This window comes from Kamptonema animale CS-326, assembly GCF_028330895.1.
Classification (GTDB): Bacteria; Cyanobacteriota; Cyanobacteriia; order Cyanobacteriales; family Microcoleaceae; genus Kamptonema; species Kamptonema formosum.
The window spans coordinates 1-16,860 of the sequence record NZ_JAQMUA010000094.1 but is presented as its reverse complement, the minus strand read 5'-3'; the positions used below and the strand labels follow the sequence as shown (position 1 = coordinate 16,860).

19 protein-coding genes are annotated in these 16,860 nt (G+C 46.0%); 15 read left to right on the top strand and 4 right to left on the bottom strand.

What is annotated here, in order from left to right:
• From PN499_RS05430 to PN499_RS05415, 4 genes are all read left to right on the top strand, one after another.
• On the top strand, positions 1–214 hold a 214-nt coding region (locus PN499_RS05430), incomplete at its 5' end, for a helix-turn-helix domain-containing protein (RefSeq protein WP_272030673.1).
• A 186-nt stretch (positions 215–400) separates the two neighbouring features.
• Positions 401–682, top strand: coding sequence for a hypothetical protein (locus PN499_RS05425; RefSeq protein ID WP_272030672.1), 282 nt, complete (start codon positions 401–403; stop codon positions 680–682).
• 104 nt (positions 683–786) lie between these two features.
• Positions 787–1,086: a hypothetical protein gene (locus PN499_RS05420; RefSeq protein ID WP_272030671.1), complete on the top strand. Its 300-nt coding sequence runs from the start codon at positions 787–789 to the stop codon at positions 1,084–1,086.
• A gap of 99 nt (positions 1,087–1,185) precedes the next feature.
• Positions 1,186–1,854, top strand: coding sequence for a hypothetical protein (locus PN499_RS05415; RefSeq protein ID WP_272030670.1), 669 nt, complete (start codon positions 1,186–1,188; stop codon positions 1,852–1,854).
• 8 nt (positions 1,855–1,862) lie between these two features.
• Here PN499_RS05415 and PN499_RS05410 read toward each other — a convergent pair whose 3' ends face one another.
• The gene (locus tag PN499_RS05410; protein WP_272030669.1) at positions 1,863–3,233 is read right to left on the bottom strand and encodes a tail fiber domain-containing protein; all 1,371 of its coding nucleotides are present in this window, start codon (positions 3,231–3,233) and stop codon (positions 1,863–1,865) included.
• 3 nt (positions 3,234–3,236) lie between these two features.
• Complete coding sequence (locus tag PN499_RS05405) at positions 3,237–3,584, bottom strand: hypothetical protein (protein ID WP_272030668.1); 348 nt, start codon at positions 3,582–3,584, stop codon at positions 3,237–3,239.
• Between the two features lie 53 nt (positions 3,585–3,637).
• Between PN499_RS05405 and PN499_RS05400 the strand changes: the two genes are divergently transcribed.
• The 10 genes from PN499_RS05400 to PN499_RS05355 all read left to right on the top strand — a co-directional run bounded on the left by PN499_RS05400 (position 3,638) and on the right by PN499_RS05355 (position 10,920).
• A complete protein-coding gene (locus tag PN499_RS05400) occupies positions 3,638–4,183 on the top strand; it encodes a hypothetical protein (RefSeq protein WP_272030667.1) in 546 nt (181 codons plus the stop codon).
• On the top strand, positions 4,180–5,088 hold the full coding sequence (locus tag PN499_RS05395) for a hypothetical protein (protein ID WP_272030666.1): 909 nt from the start codon (positions 4,180–4,182) through the stop codon (positions 5,086–5,088). The genes PN499_RS05400 and PN499_RS05395 overlap by 4 nt, the downstream gene beginning before the upstream one ends.
• Positions 5,088–6,788 carry a hypothetical protein gene (locus PN499_RS05390; protein WP_272030665.1) on the top strand — a complete coding sequence of 567 codons (1,701 nt, stop codon included), beginning with the start codon at positions 5,088–5,090 and terminating at the stop codon, positions 6,786–6,788. The genes PN499_RS05395 and PN499_RS05390 overlap by 1 nt, the downstream gene beginning before the upstream one ends.
• Before the next feature lie 3 nt (positions 6,789–6,791).
• A complete protein-coding gene (locus PN499_RS05385) occupies positions 6,792–7,583 on the top strand; it encodes a hypothetical protein (RefSeq protein WP_272030664.1) in 792 nt (263 codons plus the stop codon).
• The gene (locus PN499_RS05380; protein ID WP_272030663.1) at positions 7,583–7,879 is read left to right on the top strand and encodes a hypothetical protein; all 297 of its coding nucleotides are present in this window, start codon (positions 7,583–7,585) and stop codon (positions 7,877–7,879) included. The genes PN499_RS05385 and PN499_RS05380 overlap by 1 nt, the downstream gene beginning before the upstream one ends.
• 5 nt (positions 7,880–7,884) lie before the next feature.
• A complete protein-coding gene (locus tag PN499_RS05375; protein WP_272030662.1) occupies positions 7,885–9,081 on the top strand; it encodes a hypothetical protein in 1,197 nt (398 codons plus the stop codon).
• 109 nt (positions 9,082–9,190) lie between these two features.
• Positions 9,191–9,574: a hypothetical protein gene (locus PN499_RS05370; RefSeq protein WP_272030661.1), complete on the top strand. Its 384-nt coding sequence runs from the start codon at positions 9,191–9,193 to the stop codon at positions 9,572–9,574.
• A 35-nt stretch (positions 9,575–9,609) separates the two neighbouring features.
• Positions 9,610–10,194 (top strand): hypothetical protein, encoded by a 585-nt coding sequence (locus PN499_RS05365; protein WP_272030660.1) that lies wholly within the window; start codon positions 9,610–9,612, stop codon positions 10,192–10,194.
• 1 nt (position 10,195) lies between these two features.
• The gene (locus tag PN499_RS05360; protein WP_272030659.1) at positions 10,196–10,522 is read left to right on the top strand and encodes a hypothetical protein; all 327 of its coding nucleotides are present in this window, start codon (positions 10,196–10,198) and stop codon (positions 10,520–10,522) included.
• A gap of 65 nt (positions 10,523–10,587) precedes the next feature.
• Positions 10,588–10,920, top strand: a complete 333-nt coding sequence (locus tag PN499_RS05355; RefSeq protein ID WP_272030658.1) for a hypothetical protein — start codon at positions 10,588–10,590, stop codon at positions 10,918–10,920.
• 552 nt (positions 10,921–11,472) lie between these two features.
• On the opposite strand, the gene PN499_RS05350 is transcribed toward PN499_RS05355, so the two are convergent.
• Both PN499_RS05350 and PN499_RS05345 read right to left on the bottom strand, forming a co-directional pair.
• Positions 11,473–12,828, bottom strand: coding sequence for an ABC transporter ATP-binding protein (locus PN499_RS05350; RefSeq protein ID WP_272030657.1), 1,356 nt, complete (start codon positions 12,826–12,828; stop codon positions 11,473–11,475).
• Between the two features lie 394 nt (positions 12,829–13,222).
• The gene (locus PN499_RS05345; RefSeq protein ID WP_272030656.1) at positions 13,223–15,829 is read right to left on the bottom strand and encodes a DNA gyrase/topoisomerase IV subunit A; all 2,607 of its coding nucleotides are present in this window, start codon (positions 15,827–15,829) and stop codon (positions 13,223–13,225) included.
• Positions 15,830–16,281: 452 nt separating this feature from the next.
• On the opposite strand from PN499_RS05345, the gene PN499_RS05340 reads away from it, so the two are divergent.
• Positions 16,282–16,680 (top strand): response regulator, encoded by a 399-nt coding sequence (locus tag PN499_RS05340; RefSeq protein WP_007353268.1) that lies wholly within the window; start codon positions 16,282–16,284, stop codon positions 16,678–16,680.
• The last annotated feature ends 180 nt before the right edge of the window (positions 16,681–16,860 follow it).

The following is a 16,860-nucleotide window of genomic DNA, read 5'->3' as shown; positions in this document are numbered from 1 at the left end:
TAAGCAGTTGATTGAAGAAAAAGGGGTTCCGTCAATAGGTCAGTTCGTCAGGGACACAGGTTTAGCCAGGAACACAGCCAAAAGTCTGATTAACAACCCAGAACACTACCCCGACAAAGACACTTTGGCGGCTATTCTGAGGGCGTACAAGGTGAGTGTCGAAGATGTAATCGTATGGATTCCTGACGATGTAGATGTAGGGATTAAGAGCTAGCTACCCTTAGCCAGAACCTTGAAAACTAAAACTAAATAGTTCAGCCCTCCCAGATATAAAGCTCTGGGAGGGCTAACTTTTTGCGTTAGACAAGTGCTAGCAATGTACTAGACAGCCAGTGTGCTAGTATTTGTCTAGCAGTATGCTAGTATCATATCTAGTACACCACTAGACAACAGTTAGACGATGCTAGACAAAAAACGGACTCAACTCAACCTAAGATTTGATGGCAAGGACAGCCTGCTAGAAACGCTAAAGGGCGCAGCGCAGTCCAGGGGTGAAAGCTTAAATGGTTACTGTATAAGAGTATTGGCGGAATCAGTAGGGATGTCTAGCGGTGATGCTAGTATTGAGTCTAGCGCTACTTTAGCTAGACATGACACTAGCAACATACTAGACAAAGTGGAAACGATGCTAGAAGAGCGCTTGGGAGGGATTGAGGAACGCCTGGGAAAGCTGAGAGCCTGAGCGTTGTCGCAGCTCAGGCAGAAAAAGAGGCTGATAAGTGGAAGCGCCAAGCAGAGGAAGCTAATGCCGCATGGAAAGCTTTTGAGAAAGGGAGGGGGGCGGATTTGGAGGGGAAGATCGAAAGGTTGAAAGGCGAATTGACCGAAGCGCGATCGCAAGCGCAGGGATTGCAGGAAGAGCTGGATGTTGTGTATGCAAACTTTGGAAATTCGCACAGTTGCAGCGCGGAGCTTAGTGAGGAGAACCAGAAACTACAGGTAGAGCTAGCCGAAGCGCGATCAGCACTTTCCGCTGTGATCGCGCCAGAGGCCGCCGACTTGCTCAACCAGCTTAAGGCGCGGCGCAAGCGATCGGCGGCGACCTTGGCGGATGTCGAGGCTATTTTGGAGATGGTTGGGGGTTAGGGCGATCGCGCTTCCTATAAGTTCACCCTCGCAGATCATTAGGTCTACGAGGGTGAAAACTGAGATAATCTTGATACCCCTACCAAGGAGCTCAGGTTTATGAAAAAGAGCAGATGGCCCAAAGGCTTTCCATACCCTGTCTCATGGTTACGTGCAATCGCCCTAGTTGAAAGTATCAGCTTCTGGCTCCATCTGGGAGAACCATTTGCAACCACTCCAGAGGGGACAGAACGGCTCATAATCTTTGCCTGGTTGATTCAGGTGTTTGTAATGGCTGGATATCGTTACGTCGCAGCACTACTTACACACCTTGCAGCAATGTGGTGGCCGAAGTCATTCCCCGGTTATCAATGCCTACAAACTAGGGCCGAGCGTATTAAGCTGGGTTCCTTCTGGTCTATTAGCCGGGAAGAGTGGAGGGAGGGGGTAAACGCCCTAATAGTAAGCTTTCTGGCCACTGTTTTCACAACAGTCTTAGCAGTAATTTTTGTGGTCTTTATCTCTGGCTCGGACGCAGAAACAGTGCTCAACTTTCAGGACGCAGAGCACCTAGAGGAGCAAACTTCTGCACTTGCTGGAATTTGGCTAGCATTTGCTCTAGCCCTGTATGAATACGATCGATGGGTGCGCGATCGCAAGCTCACCAAATCGAGAAAACCCAGAGCGCGATCGGTAAAACCATCAGCCCCCATTGACCCAGTAGAGCAAGAGCTCAACAAACTCAAGGCAAAAATGGGAGCAACCAAGATGAAGTCTGTAAAAAAATAGGTCTATTGTTATTTTTCTTGAAGCTTAAGTTTAAGCCCGTCTATCTGTTCTTGTAACTCCTGAGTCGTGCTGTGTAATTCTTTTATTGATTGTATTGCACAAGCCAACAAACAATTATAATCAATCCCCCAGAGTTCTTCTGGGGAGTTAGGTCTGGCAACCGCTTCCGGGATTAGCTCCGCGATTTCTTGGGCGATAAATCCAAGCTTTACTACAAAATTCTCCCCTTTCTCTATCTCACCATTTTCGTATCTCACATTAGAAAAGTGATGATATCTATAAGGCTTAATTAAAGAGAGTATTTCCAATCCAGGGGCTTTTGAAAAATCGCTTTTTACTCTGCGATCTGAAGTCGCAACATAGTTTCCCGTAACGTCAATCCGCGAAACCCTATTTGTTAGAGTTGGTCGGGCGGCTGGAGCTCCGGGCATTCTGAAAAAATTAAAAGCGTCGCCGCCACCCGAACCGGCATAATTGCAGAATTCAGCAGTTCCTAACCCCGGTTGTACACTATTCCAGCCAATTGCTACAGAATTCCCGGCTGCATTTGCCAAAGGCAAGGCCCCCGAAAACCAGACCTCTACTGTCTGAGAGAGCGGACGATATCGGCTATCCCCTTCTACCCGAGTTAAATATTGAGCGATGGGTAAATTTCCTTCGTGCCATATTACGTAGCTGGCCCCCCCGAAGCTCCATCCTCCAATCTTTAGTTGATTATCTGTATCCATTCCGAAATGGAATCCAAAAATCTGCGGGCGAAGGAAAGATATATATGCGGCTGATGAAGAATCGCGGGCTCGAACTTCGTAACCGCAATTATTGGTTTCCGAAAAAATTGTGCCCCCGCTATATCCGATAGATTTCGCGGTAGTTCCGTTGAAGTTTTGCGCGTGAGATGTTGGATCGAAATTTCCATTATTCCAAACCCTTCGCCAAGGCTGCCAAGCACCTCCCCAGATGGTTCTGAAATAGAATTCATTCGGGATGCTGTACTGGCAGCCAGCTTGCATCCCCCAAATGTTGGTGTTGTTTCTGTGCCTGGCCTGAAATCCGTTGATGTGCGTAGTCCCAGAGGGGAAGGTTCCCCCGCTGTAACAATCTAGAAATCCTGAATTTGAATTTATGGTGGAGTCGATGTTGATCCCAAGCGTTTTGCTCCAGTCATCTCCGAATACTATTCGGCTGGAATTAATCCCATCAATCAGCTCGGAATCGGCGGCTTTCCCATTCTGAGACAAATATTGAGAATGCGGATTGCTCGCAGCTATGTGAGCGGCTATCGCTAGTGCGATAGCTGTCAACACCTCAGTATCCCGTGTGATCTCATCGGGAATCACTAAGGGTTGATTGCTTGATTTATTCAGGTCAATTAATGGCATAAATTAAAGGATCGTAAACTCAGTAACCATCAATGATGCCGTACCACTAGCAGTAACCGCCGCCACTTGGCCTAAGTATCTCCCGTTACTTATGTCTGGATACCAAAGATTGCCACCAGGAATGGGAAATTCAAAGCTTGAAGCGCTAACCGTTGAAGAATGGGCGATAAAACAGGTATTTGTACTATTGTTATAAATCTGATAATTACCTCTACTGGGATTAGCTGGTATTACTACGGATGGTGTGGCGCTAACACTGACGGTTGAGCGATTACCAGCACTAAGTACATCTTCTGTTACATTAATATTATTTTGCTGTGTTTGTGGTGGATTTAGATTGAATATTGGCATAATTTTACAAAACTCTGTAGAATGTTTGTATATTGTACCTCTTTATTCAAGCTATGACAATAATCAACCCCGGAATAGGGGGGACGAGTAAGGCTACAACGTTAGGCAATTTTATTTGGCATCTCTCAATTTTTGCCGTCCAAGGTCAGAAAAGTGAGGCGAAGAATCCATCGGCACTAGACTATATTTCCGTAACTATTGATGCGGAAGTTGAATTTGAAACCTACCCTATCGCCACAGGTGGAGAAGCTACTATTAATTTCACGCCCCCGATGTCGGTTGCCCCCCTAACAAGAGAAATCTCAATTCCAGATTACTTAACCGCCAGTGGATTCATCTCCGGGGATGGAACTTTCACAGGGACTTGGCCAGAGCAATTATGGAGCGCAATTGTCCAACTCCACACCCTCCAGATTAAACCTGACAAGAACCCTTTAAATCTTCAATTAGTAAATGAGTTTCGTATTGATTCCCAGACCACCGGTAGCACTCTCAATGCCACAGCTTCGGCGACGCTCAAATTACCGTTAATTCAGGAGTTTGATGCGGCGACTGGCAACATTATTATTTCTGCGGCTTCGCCAATGGGAGAATTATGAGCCTAGCAATTTTTCGCCCAGAACTAACGGAAGATTTTGAGACTGAGTTTAGCGCTTCCTCTGGCGCAACAATTCAAACAATAATTGATTTTAGCGCCCTCACTAGCGCTATCTCTCCCCCCAACGGATTCCAGCCTGCCACTTGCTTTGCCTGTCGGGTTATCTTTCTTCAAGGCCAATACCTTTTGCCCTCACTCCGAGGGGTAAATCCTCCCAACGTTTACCCCGAAGATTCGCAGGCAGAAATAGCTCAGAAAATAAATACCAACCTTGATGCTGCACCTTCCCGAACGATAGGACTTTACAAAAGAAAAGGTTCAGGAGGCTGGCGACAAATCTCACAAATTAACTTGCAGAATCACGGCAAACTAAACCAGGGAGTTTGGAGTTATCGCCCTCTGCAAAATCCCCTGATTGATAATGGAACGGGATTTTTCAGCAAAAATACGCAAATTGGAGCTGCAATTATTAATGATGGCAGCGGCACTTTGCAGGGAGCTGACAAATTTATCGCGATCGCCAGCGCCTTGATAATTCCCTCTTTTGCTGAAGCCCCAGTGACAGCGGCAACAGAGACAAGTCTCGTTTTCTCTGGGGGCCAGAGTTTCAACAAAAGCGTCGGCAATTCAGCAGTGCAAATTGTTTCAGCTAACACAAACCGGAAAGAGCTACGGCTGACAACTGATAAAAAAATTTGGTTTCGCTTCACAAATTCCGGTGCAGGGGTTAGCAAAGGGGCTTGCGCTTTTGTGGATGCTGGAGGCAGTCTGACCTATGAAAATGGGCGGTTAGCCTTTGAAGGGGGACGCGGTGAATTGATAGCGCAACACTGGACACAAGGTTTTGCGCTGTGGGCGATCGCAGACAACGAGACTGCTACAGTTAGCGGCGAGGAATTCTGGTAATGGAAAATTCAATTGCTTTAGGCGGCCAAATTGGAGCGGAACTTCGCAGCAACCTAAAAATTGAATTTGATCGAGAATCTGGCAGTCTTTCGGTGGGCGCTGGAGCTTCCATCGGCGGCGACCTCGGACTTTCTGTAGCTTTTGGCTTAGATATCCAAATTAGTGAAGAAGGAATCGGGATTAGTGCTTATACCGATATCTCAGCTTTCGGGAATAAGGCTGGAACATCAATTGATGTTCAGCCAAACGGCGACTTTAATGCAGAAAGTGCTATAAAAATCTTTCGTAATACCTTGGGAGCTTATAAAGTTTCAAGAAAGAATTGCGATATAAGTATTTCGTTAACGTTGTTTGACTATACTCAAACCTTTAACTACAGGCTCCCTCACTGCGAAACTCCAACCCCTACTCCAACACCTACACCTACTCCAACACCTACACCTACTCCAACACCTACACCTACTCCAACACCTACTCCAACACCTACTCCTAGCCCTGGTACTGATGATTTAGATCCTAACTGTCAATACTTTTTTTCCATCCTGGTACACCAATGGAAACAGGAATATTTTGGCCCTCCGAGGGGAGAAACGATAATTACTTGGGGAGAGACGGATGCTGTCATCGAGCGCCTCATCTGGGATGGGCCAAATCTTCGGTGGCTAATAAAGGTAGTTTGGCCGTCTGACACAGAAAATGGAGCCAAGTATAATCCCGGGCCTCCATCCTACAGGTTGACCCAAAAAATAGACTTCCAATTTTTCATTTGTTACCCACAAGAACTTGAAGGAAAACTAGAAGGAGTAAGGCATTTCTATACTGCGCCTACCTATGAAATAAGATCCACACTACACAGATGCAGAGGCCCCGCCCCCCCGCCATCTCCAACACCCACGCCGACACCTACCCCCACACCAACACCTAAACCTAAATGGAATCCACCACCTAAGAAAATGGACAATAAATGTTGCGAAGCTACAACCTCAATGTTACGCAAAATCTCCAGAGTGTTAGCAGTTGACACGCTGGACTCAGGGAACCTTCGAGTCACAGAAGAGATGGTAGATCCAAGGATTGACCCTGATGATAAAAGAAAGAGGGAGATGATAGAACTTAGGAATTACGCAGAAGTCTCTATCTTCTTAATGCGACTCGTAGATAGGCACGGATTTGACGTGCCAATTAAAATTGACATCAAAGATGCAGATAAAGCGCAAGAGGGCGATCAACCAGGAAACTTTTCCTATAACTCTCCATCAGCGGCATTGCAAGGAATCTTAGAGCTTCTTTGGGAGCTAAAAGGAGATTCTGCTAATCGGCTAAATATTCAAATTCGTCTAGCCTACGCCGTTACTAGAACCTTAAAGACGGTCGCCTTTATAGGTGAATCCGTCAAAACAATCATCAAGATACTGGGGGTTCCTATAAGGTACAAACCGACCCCTTTAAACCTAGAATTCAACCTTTTTGCTCCTAAAAAGTTCAAAGGATTTGGCAAAGATCCCAAGGGGGATAAGGACGGGAAGGATGGGGGCAAAGACGACAAGAAGCCGTCAACCTTAGAGGTTGGCTTAGAGGCAATGCTGCCTGAACTTCTTAAAGAAACAATTTACGATCTTCATGTTCCAGAAGTCGAAGATGTAAAAATGGACGATTTAAGAATAATGATTGCTAAAATATTAGTAATTCTTTCGAGGTAAAACATGGCTATTCCACTAATTTTGGGAGCTGCACGACTTTTCACAGTCACAAGTCGGGCGCTTCCTTTCGTAGCAAGATTTGGGAAGTTTATTCTAAAAATGCCTGGAGTAGGAAGGATTAGCGCATTTATTGCTACACGAGCAAGGGCGATAGCCGGCCCATTGGGGAAATTCATGCCTTGGTTGAAGGCTGCTTTACCTTGGCTTTTTATCGATAAGCTGAGCGATTTTCTCTTGGTACTGATGGAAAAAGTTACACGAGGGGCGGAAGCTGTTTGGCATTACGACTGGGGAAAGTCTGACGCGCAGCTTATGGCGGAAATGAAATCGGCTGTAACCGGTCTATATTCCCCCTTGGGCGAAACTTTGGGAAGGTCAATTGCCTCCATCATTGTTGGCCGAGGCTTGGGGGGAGGCGCTGGAGTCCCCAAAGTAAGGATCAATTGCGCTCAGATGGCCTCGCTGATTGAAGTAACAGGAGGCTCTGAGTCAGTCCGAGAAACATTGATTGATGCAGTTACGGATCTCTGGTGGAGTGTCAAGGGTGCAGCCCAAGCAATTATTATTAGATTCCTTCACCTGAATGGCAGGAAATTTCTTGAAAAGCAAACGGGTAAAAGTTTAAGTCAAACCGAGCCCCAAAGCTTTATATTCGCGGAGAAATTTGAGGAGAAGATCCAGAAAATTTTCCCAGATCAGAATGTGTCTCAGGCCGTAATTGATGGCTTTGAAGCATTCTTTGATACTTTGGGCGACTTACTGACAGAAGAAGATACTTACGCTCAATTCATCTAATGGCAACTAACGACAAGAAACCAAGGCAAGGGTTAAGTAAGGAAGAGATGAAAGCCGAGATTCGTTCGCGGATTGAGGCTGCGGCAGAGACGAAACAGCTTGACAGGTTTCTAACCAGACAAGACGTTAATCTTGCCGTAGGAGTAGGAAATCTCCAGACTTACCTAAAAGAACATGAAACTAATTTCGCTGCTACCATTGGCGGCAAAGACCAAGGCAGGAAAAAGAAAATTACCGACTTAACAAAATACCGAAAACCAATTAGACGGAAGCGCAGAGGAAAGCTAAAAAGTTAGTAATCATGGCAAAACAGCCCAAACCAAAACCAGAGCCTGACCAGGAAGAAGGAAGAGAAAATATACTAGGCCTTCGACAAATCAGAGAAAAAGCTCAAAATCGAATCGATAGATTAGAGCGAGTTACTATTGTTGGAAATCCATCGCGCGACTTGATAGTGGGGGCTACCAGCTATGACGAGTTAGCGCCGCGATTTAAGGTAATCAAGCTAGAAATTGACGGAGGAAATGCCGAGATACTAATTAGCGGTTCCGAAGCACTAATTCCTCTTCAGCTAAGCTTGGTTTCCGCTTTGGATGAGTTGATAAAAATTAGATGTGACTGGACTAAAAAACAGTTTCAAAATTGGGTTAAAAATTTTGAGGAGGGTTTTTTGGATTTTACTGGGCAAGGCGATTTTAGTCGATGGCGAACGCAAGGGCAACCTTGGGGAGTGGACAAAGCTAATCGCCCCAGAATCCTAGAACTAGAAAACAGTAAGGCTGAGAATAAAGAGTACGAACCTAAAGCTATACAACTATTTCCTGATAGAAAAGTCTTAAGCGATTTTTATATTTTCTCAGGGACGTACAGAGACATTGCGTCCCAAATAATAACTTTCTGGAATCAAAAAACTGGAGACTCTAAGACCAAGGTAAAGGGAGAAATTTACCCATTATTAAAAGGGAGACCGCTTATAAAGTTGCATTTTTATAGCAATGATAATAACAAGCGTGCGGAGGCAGAAATAAGCATTAGGATAATGGATAAGATAGATGACCCTGAGCCAGGTTCTAATCTAACAAAAATTAGTGAAGCCGATTTAAGGGTCTATGCTGAGCGAATTGTTAACAATTTTGCAAAACCAACGCCTTACGTTTGGCAGAAGGGGAAAGATTGCGTTTCTTACCGCGATCGCACCGTAGGGCTTGAGGGAGCCTATTACTGTAGATCGTTAGCGGACGGAGTGGCTCTCATTCAGCGGTTGCTTAATATCGCAGGAAGAAACCCAAAGCCAGAAAAGATTTTCCATAGCCAGAACACAGCTCCCGGGGTAGCCTTTCCAGATGAGCCGGGAAGCATGACTCTTTTAGGCAAGCAGGTGAGTAGGCCCAAACGGCGACCGATTGTGGACGTAAAATTTGTTCGCGCAGAAATATTCTTGGTATCCCTCCCAGACGCTATACAGTTAGTCGATCGCGGTGGGCGAATATTAGTTTAAAGTTTTTCGGAAACCATACGGGTTTCCGAAAGAGATAGAAGCCTCTGAACCCCTTGACGGGCAATAGGTTCAGGTTTTAGGCTGAGGAAAATAAGGAAATTTAAAACCCATGAATGATGAACTAAATGAGCTGACGGCGACTTCCTCAGAGGGAACTCAATCTGAACCCGCGCCCACAACTGACCTATCCCCTTTGGATATTGCTGAGTTTCTTGCGCCTGATGACCCGATCAAGGCTATCTGGGAAAACTTATCATTGCCCAAAGGTTTTACAGTTAATGAATTTTTTGCAAAATCACTGAGTGCGGCTGCAAAAGCGGCAGACAAAGTTAATGCAACTCTCCCGGAAAAAAGCAGGATACAGGGATATCCACAGCCTGTTAATGGGGCTATTAAGCAGGATTCACAAGGGACGTTGTTTTTTGAGCGGACGGCAAGTGTCCGGTCAAATATCCTTGTTGACCTTGAGTTTTCTGTCTCTCCGCTAGGGTAGGTGAATTTAGGGAGGATAACTAAAGGAGATACACAATGTCACGCCTAAATTTTTTAGTCAAGTACAAGCAAAAAGTTGGAGGTACGGATGAGTACCGGACAACCTGCAACTGCATACTAAGAGTTGCGAAATTTTTTGGAATTGAAGATCTTTTCTACACCCCCAGCCCCGAAGATTTAGTTGACAGAGCCTCTTACACAAGGGAATATGTCAAACCCGATGGAACTGTGGGGACAGTAACAGTAGCAGCGGGGAAAAGTGTTTACACTCCCAACAATAAGCCGCGCGGCAAAAGAGTTTTTTTTAAAACCGGAGGTAAGACAACAAAAGGCACTTACAAAACGGTGTCAATGACTTTCCCGACTGTGCTTACGGTAGGGGATATTTCTGATATTTTGGGGGAATTAATCCCGGCTGGGAAAATCCAGCGAACAGCGACCGCTCCTGCTGCTACAGAAATTTTCCCCTTTTTCACGTTGGAAGGAGGGGGGACTTATCCAATTCCTCTGAATGCAACAGCAGCAGCAACAGCGACACCAGCAGTTGCGCTTACAGAAGCAGCGCAAACAACGATTGCGACAACTACCAAATCCAGAAAGAAAAAGGTCGTAGTTCCGTAAAATGCTTGATTTGGCTAACGGATGGACTTTGCAGTGGGAGATTTCCAGAGTTGTTGCGACAGGTTCTCTTCCACTGTTTGAATCCCCGGTATTTACTGCGGCGAATATTGTTTTGTTGACGACAAATCCACAGCAACCCACTTGGAAATATGCCGGCCTTTGCTATCAGAAAGCTATCTTTAATGGGCAGGAGCTTACCGTATCTGCAAAAAAAATGTATTTGGGGCAACAGATATTAATTCTCCCGGCAGTAGTCCAAGGCTTCTTCTTGATACTAGATTTTGCTAGATGGCATCAAGCTATCGAAATAAAGGTGTGGTCGCAGTAAAACGGGCAACCATTTTTTTTGCAGGGTGCGCTACTAATCCCTTACTACCCTAGCAATACATCAAGATGACTGCATCTATCAATCACCTTTTAGCCCTTATTAGTCTCTTTGGCGCGGCGGTTGGTGTCGCCTTTTTTTTCGCCGCAATGAAAATCAAAGGGGAAATTTCCCTAGAAGTTGCCAAGCAGGTATCAGAAATCTCAATAAGCCAGCTTAAGGGGCAATTTGAGGATTCGCGCCTTGCACAGCTTCTTCTAGATTTACAAAAAGATATAGACAAAAATAAAGCTGAGATTACTCAACTCAGGCAGGAAAACGATCAAATTCTTGGCTTCCTAGTCAGTAAAGGATTTTTGCTGAGAGGGCGGCGGCGACCTGGTGGTGAGGAGCCGCAGTAAGCGATCGGATCGCATTGCAGATATTGACGCACACTGAAAATCCTCGTGTCCCGGGTTCAAGTCCCGGTCCTGGCATTCCTAAACCTCTTACACTGTAAGAGGTTTAGTTGTTTTATGGCTAGACATTGGCTACTCCCAATTAGGCTGTTTTGAGATGCAGTGAGGTGCGGTTGATGTGCAATTGATGTGCAAGCGCACTTTTTTAGGCAAAAATGGTCAAGCATTATTCTGGCACTTCATGTTTACTCACTAGCCCCGCGTAATGCTTCCAGATAGTCTGGGATGAATTACCTACCCATGAGGCAATCTGAGCTACTGGGATATCAGACTCTAGGGGAAGAGAGGAAGAGGGGCTACGATGCTCCGATGCTCAGGGAAGAGGGGAAGAGGGCAATTAGGTGAAGAGGGCAATAATCAATTGAAAACCACTGTATTTCGATGAACGATAAATATTATTCTCTGATAAGTAAATCCCCCTAATTTAACGTAAAATACAGATGACTAAAAAGCCGACTTTATAAACATTCTTCCTTCTACTTAGCGCCCCCTGTACTAATTAGTAAAGATTGCTAAACCAGTGTCAGGGTCAAAGAGATGAATTTTATCAGGTGCGATCGCCAGCCAAAGCTTTTCCCCAAGACTAACCGCACGTTCAGACCCAATTCGTACCTGTAACCGGATTTCCCTAGCCTCCGCCAAACAAACCCATAAATAGGTTTCATGGCCCAAAGCCTCAATAATTTCCACTTCCACCAGCAGATTTTTGGTCGCAGGGGGACTAATGCTCAAATGTTCCGGCCGAATCCCCAAAATTAGCGATCGCCCGTCATAACTTTGTAACGGCGGAGTTCCCCTACGCGCCATTGACCAAATCTCAGGTAAAGTGAAGCGAAACTGCGGATGAGAAACCAGCAACGGAGCCGTAAACTGCACTGGTAAAAAATTCATCGGCGGCGAACCAATGAATTGAGCTACAAATAAGTTCGCCGGTTGATTGTAAAGTTCCAGAGGTTTCGCCACCTGTTGAATCTGACCTTGATTCATCACCGCAATGCGATCGCCCATCGTCATCGCCTCAATTTGGTCATGGGTGACATAAATAGTCGTAGTCCCCAATTGTCGCTGTAACTGCACAATCTGCGCCCTAGTTTCCGCCCTTAATTTTGCATCCAAATTAGATAGCGGTTCATCCATTAAAAATACTTGAGGATTTCTAGCCATTGCTCGGCCCAAAGCCACCCGCTGCTTTTGACCACCTGAAAGTTGCTTCGGCAAACGATGTAAAAGAGACTCAATTTGCAACAGTTGAGCAACAGTCCGCACTCGCTCATCCACAGCTTTTTCCTGCTCAGACCAATAACGCAAACCTTTAGGCAAATTCCGCGTCGCTGCCGTTAACAACTCCTCAAATAAAGGATGAAGAGGTGTAGTTTTCCTTCTCCCCTGCTCCCCTGCGCCTCTGCTCCCCTGCTCCCCCACTCCCCCGCTCCCCTTCCCCCGCCGCAAGCCAAAAGCCAAATTATCATAAACAGTCAAGTGGGGATAGAGAGCGTAATTTTGAAACACCATAGCGATATCGCGCTCCTTGGGAGGCAGATCGTTAACTAAGCGATCGCCCACCCAAATATTCCCACCAGTTAGAGATTCTAAACCAGCGATCGAGCGCAATAAGGTACTTTTTCCACATCCCGAAGGCCCTACCAAAACCATAAATTCGCCATCTTGCACCGACAAGTTAATGCGACGTAAAACAGTATGGCTAGAAGTATGAATATTACTGTCAAGTTTACCAGGAGAAGATGAGTTTCCAGAATTTAATAATAAATTTTCATCCTTCATTTTTGTCTCTTCATCCTTGCGAAGAGTCTGAAAGCTTTTGTAGACATTTTCTATAATAACTTTTGCCATAATTGTTAATTGTTAATTATTGATTATTTAGAACTTACGCAAAGAAACAGATTTCTTAGAAAGATATAAGATTTTCAACTATAAATCTATCAAGAAAATGGTTTCTAGCTTTTGTGTGTACAAGTCCTATTAGTATAAATCCTGTTTGTGTTAATTTCGTCCATCAAACTAACCTAATGTTGCTACAAGTTGATCTATAGCTAGGGGGCTAGGGGCTAGTATTCAATAGCTTGTAGGGTGGGCGCTCGCCGCTACAAGCCTGTAACTCATAGAAGAAGATGGTTGAGGCGAGCGCCCACCTTACGTTTAATCAGTAACTAGCAATTAGCAATTAGCAATTAGCAATTAGCAACTAACAACCAACAACCAACAACCAATAACTAACAACTAACAACTAACAAATAACAACTTTGACAATTTTTTCACTGGGATTGAGATTAACGGCGCGATCGCCAGGAGCATCTTTACCCCAGAAAGCAATTTTCTCCACACCCACACGCAACAAACGCCCATTATTAGTTAACAACTTCAACTCCTTTCGAGGAAGCGCCGCCACAATCCCAACCAGAGCATCCTTCGGCTCTGCGAAATGGAATGCTTGAGTGCCAATTTCACCGCGTCCCGTTAGCCTCACAGAACCTACAGGCATCCGTTTTGCCCAACCTAACTCAGAAACCAGTAACAAACTGCCATCAGCAGCAAGAGTAATGCAGCCAACTAACTGTTCCTGTTTCCGCAGTCGCGTAGCTTGAGAACCTTGTGCAGCGCGGCCCATTGGTGGCAATTGCTCATCATTGAGTTCAAAACGCAACAGTCGCCCCCCAGATGTGGCCAAAACTACTTGTTCTCCCGGTTTGCTAAGCATTGCATAGCGCAATTCGTCATCATCTTTTAGTTTAACTGCTGTCACACCACGATTAGTAATATCGCTTAATTCAGAAAGAGGCAACCGCTTAATTTTTCCTTGTTGAGTCAAAGTTACTAAGTCAGTTGCATCAGCATTTTCAGACAGAACAAACATTCCTGCCACAATTTCTGGCAGATTACCTGGAGCTACATCTTTAGTAGCGGAAGGTGAGAGCAAACTAATAATCGGCGTGCCGCGATCGCGATTTCCGACTGTGGGAATGTCAGAAATTTTTAGGGGGTAAGCTTTGCCAGTGCGAGTCAAGATCGCTAAATTTTCATTAGTTCTAGCTTGGATAGTGTTGACGCTAAAATCGCTCTCCCCTCCTCGCGACTGAGCAGATTTATCGTGATTTTTACCTCGACTCGACTCCGCCGAAGCCAGCCGTCGCACGTACTGCTTATGCGTAAACTCCAGAACAGTTGCTTCTGAAGGCTCAGTGCTAACCGAGGTGACAGGTGGTTGATTAGCTTTCTTTTTCGCTTCCCCGCCTTTAATCTCCCCTGTTCCCCTGCTTCCCCGCTCAGGAGCTCCCCCGCTCCCCCGCTCAAGAGTTCCCCCGCTCCCCTGCTCAGGAACTCCCCCGCTCCCCTGCTCAACAGTCACTAGCCGGGTGCGGCGAGGATCGCCATACTTGCGTTTGAGCGATCGCAATTCTTTCTTCAAAGCCTTAAGCAATTCGCGGCGATCGCCTAACAACCTCTGCAACTCCTGAATAGTCGCCATTAACTCATCAAACTCAGACTGTAAATTTTGCCTTTCCAAGCCAGTTAAACGTCGCATCGGCATAGCCAAAATCGCATCAGCTTGGCTTTCGCTAAAATTCAGCCGACTTTGCAAACCTTGCTTAGCCGTACTACCATCAGGAGCATTTCTGAGAATATCGATCGCCGCATCTAAATTTCCTAGAACCAAAAGTAACCCTTCCACAATATGACAACGCCGCTGAGCCACCTGTAACTCGTGGTTGTAGCGTCTAGTCAGCGTTACTTCCCGAAAATTCAGAAACTCCTGCAACATTTGTCTGAGAGTCAACTGACGGGGTTGACCATTAACCAAAGCCAGCAAAATCGCACCGAAATTGCACTGCAAATCAGTCTGATGGTAGAGGCGAGAGAGAACTGTTTGCGGCGAAAACTCGCGTTTAATTTCAATCACCACGCGAATACCTTCGCGATCGCTCTCATCTCGCAAATCCGAAATACCTTCAATTCGGCCCTGATTCACCAATTCCGCTACCTTCTCAATCCAGCCTGCCTTATTCACCTGAAAAGGAAACTCCGTTACCACAATCGCCATCTTACTGCGAGTCCTGCGAGCGGCTGGAATTTCCTCCATCCGCGTCACACCTCGGACAGCAATACTACCCTTACCTTTCGTATAAGCATCGGTAATTCCTTCGGTACTGATAATCTCCCCACCAGTCGGAAAGTCTGGGCCTGGAATCAACGCCAGCAACTTCTCATCCGACAGATCCGGCGTATCAATCAAAGCAATTAAACCATCCACCACCTCATTCAAATTGTGAGGCGGAATATTCGTCGCCATCCCCACCGCAATCCCAGAACAGCCATTCAGTAGCAAAAACGGCAACTCCGCCGGCAATACCGTCGGTTCCTGCTGCGAGGAGTCAAAATTATCACTAAAGTCAACCGTCGCCTCACCAACCTGAGTTAGCATTGCCTCGTGACAGATTGAGGCCAAACGAGTTTCCGTATAGCGCATCGCCGCAGGTGGGTCATTATCCACCGAACCAAAATTCCCGTGGCCTGCTAGCAACGGATATCGGCTGGAAAATTCTTGAACCATCCGCACCAAAGCGTCGTAAACTGACTGGTCGCCATGAGGGTGATATTTACCCAAAACATCCCCAACCACCCTGGCACACTTACGGTAAGGACGGTCAGGTGTCAGGCCGAGTTCGTGCATAGCGTATAAAATCCGCCTGTGAACCGGTTTCAAGCCATCGCGGACATCTGGTAGAGCACGCCCGACGATAACACTCATGGCGTATTCGAGATACGACTGCTGCATCTCGGTGTGCAGCGCCGTTGAGATTACTTGGCCAGAAAAGAGGTTTAATTGTTTAGCCATGAGTCCTTGTGTCCGTTAATTCCTGAGTGTAAAACAGCTCTCAACAGCAAGCTGCTGAAACCGCCCCGGTGGAAAACTGATATAGCTGGGGCTAGGGGCTAGGGGCTAGGGGAAGAAGGAAATAGAATCAAGGTTTCAGCAACTTATAATGTCCTAACCACCTTAGCGGTTGCTATATATGCTCTGATTACACGATATTAGACCGCGAGCTCTCTGAGTTCGTTGCTCTTAGCGCAGCCTCCGCTAAAATTTTTAGAGCGTCAAGAGCATTTTTCCCTAGTCGGTTGCTCTATCGAACTCGGTAATAGCAGTTTTACATAAGATTGCTTTAGCCTGATAAGGAATTGATCAGACTAGGGCGAAGTAGAAAGTAAACAGCAAAAACCTTACAGAAATAACTGTACAGAGGTTTGCATAAGATTTATAGAGCAGCAAGTAGCAAGGAAAAAGTTATGAAAACCGTTCTGATTGTAGAGGACGATTTGGTTAATGCTCGCGTTTTCTCCAAGATTTTGACTAAGCGAGGTGGTCTTGCCGTGAAGCACACCGAAAATGTGGAAGAGGTGATGCAAATTGCGATTGATGGGGAAGCTGACCTAATTTTGATGGATGTGTCTCTGTCTCGGAGCGTTTACCAGGGTAAGGCTGTTGATGGCATTAAGATTACTCAAATGCTGAAAGCAAACCCCCAAACTGCTAAACTACCGATTATTTTGGTGACAGCTCACGCGATGGCTGGCGATCGCGAAACCTTTCTCAATCAAAGTGGTGCTGACGGTTACATTTCCAAACCTGTCGTCGATCATCAAGATTTCGTCGCTCAAATCAAGGCCTTGCTCCCCCAGGAGTAAGAGCGGGGGAGCGAGGGGGCGGGGGAGCAGAGGAGCAGAGGGGACTGGAAAGGCAAAAGGATTTAGTTTTCTAGGAGAGAAGGCTCAAGACATTAGCTGAATACTAACGCACAAGAAAAGCAAAATTCTCCTCATCCTCCCCATCTCCCCATCCTCCCCATCTCCCCCATCTCCCCCATC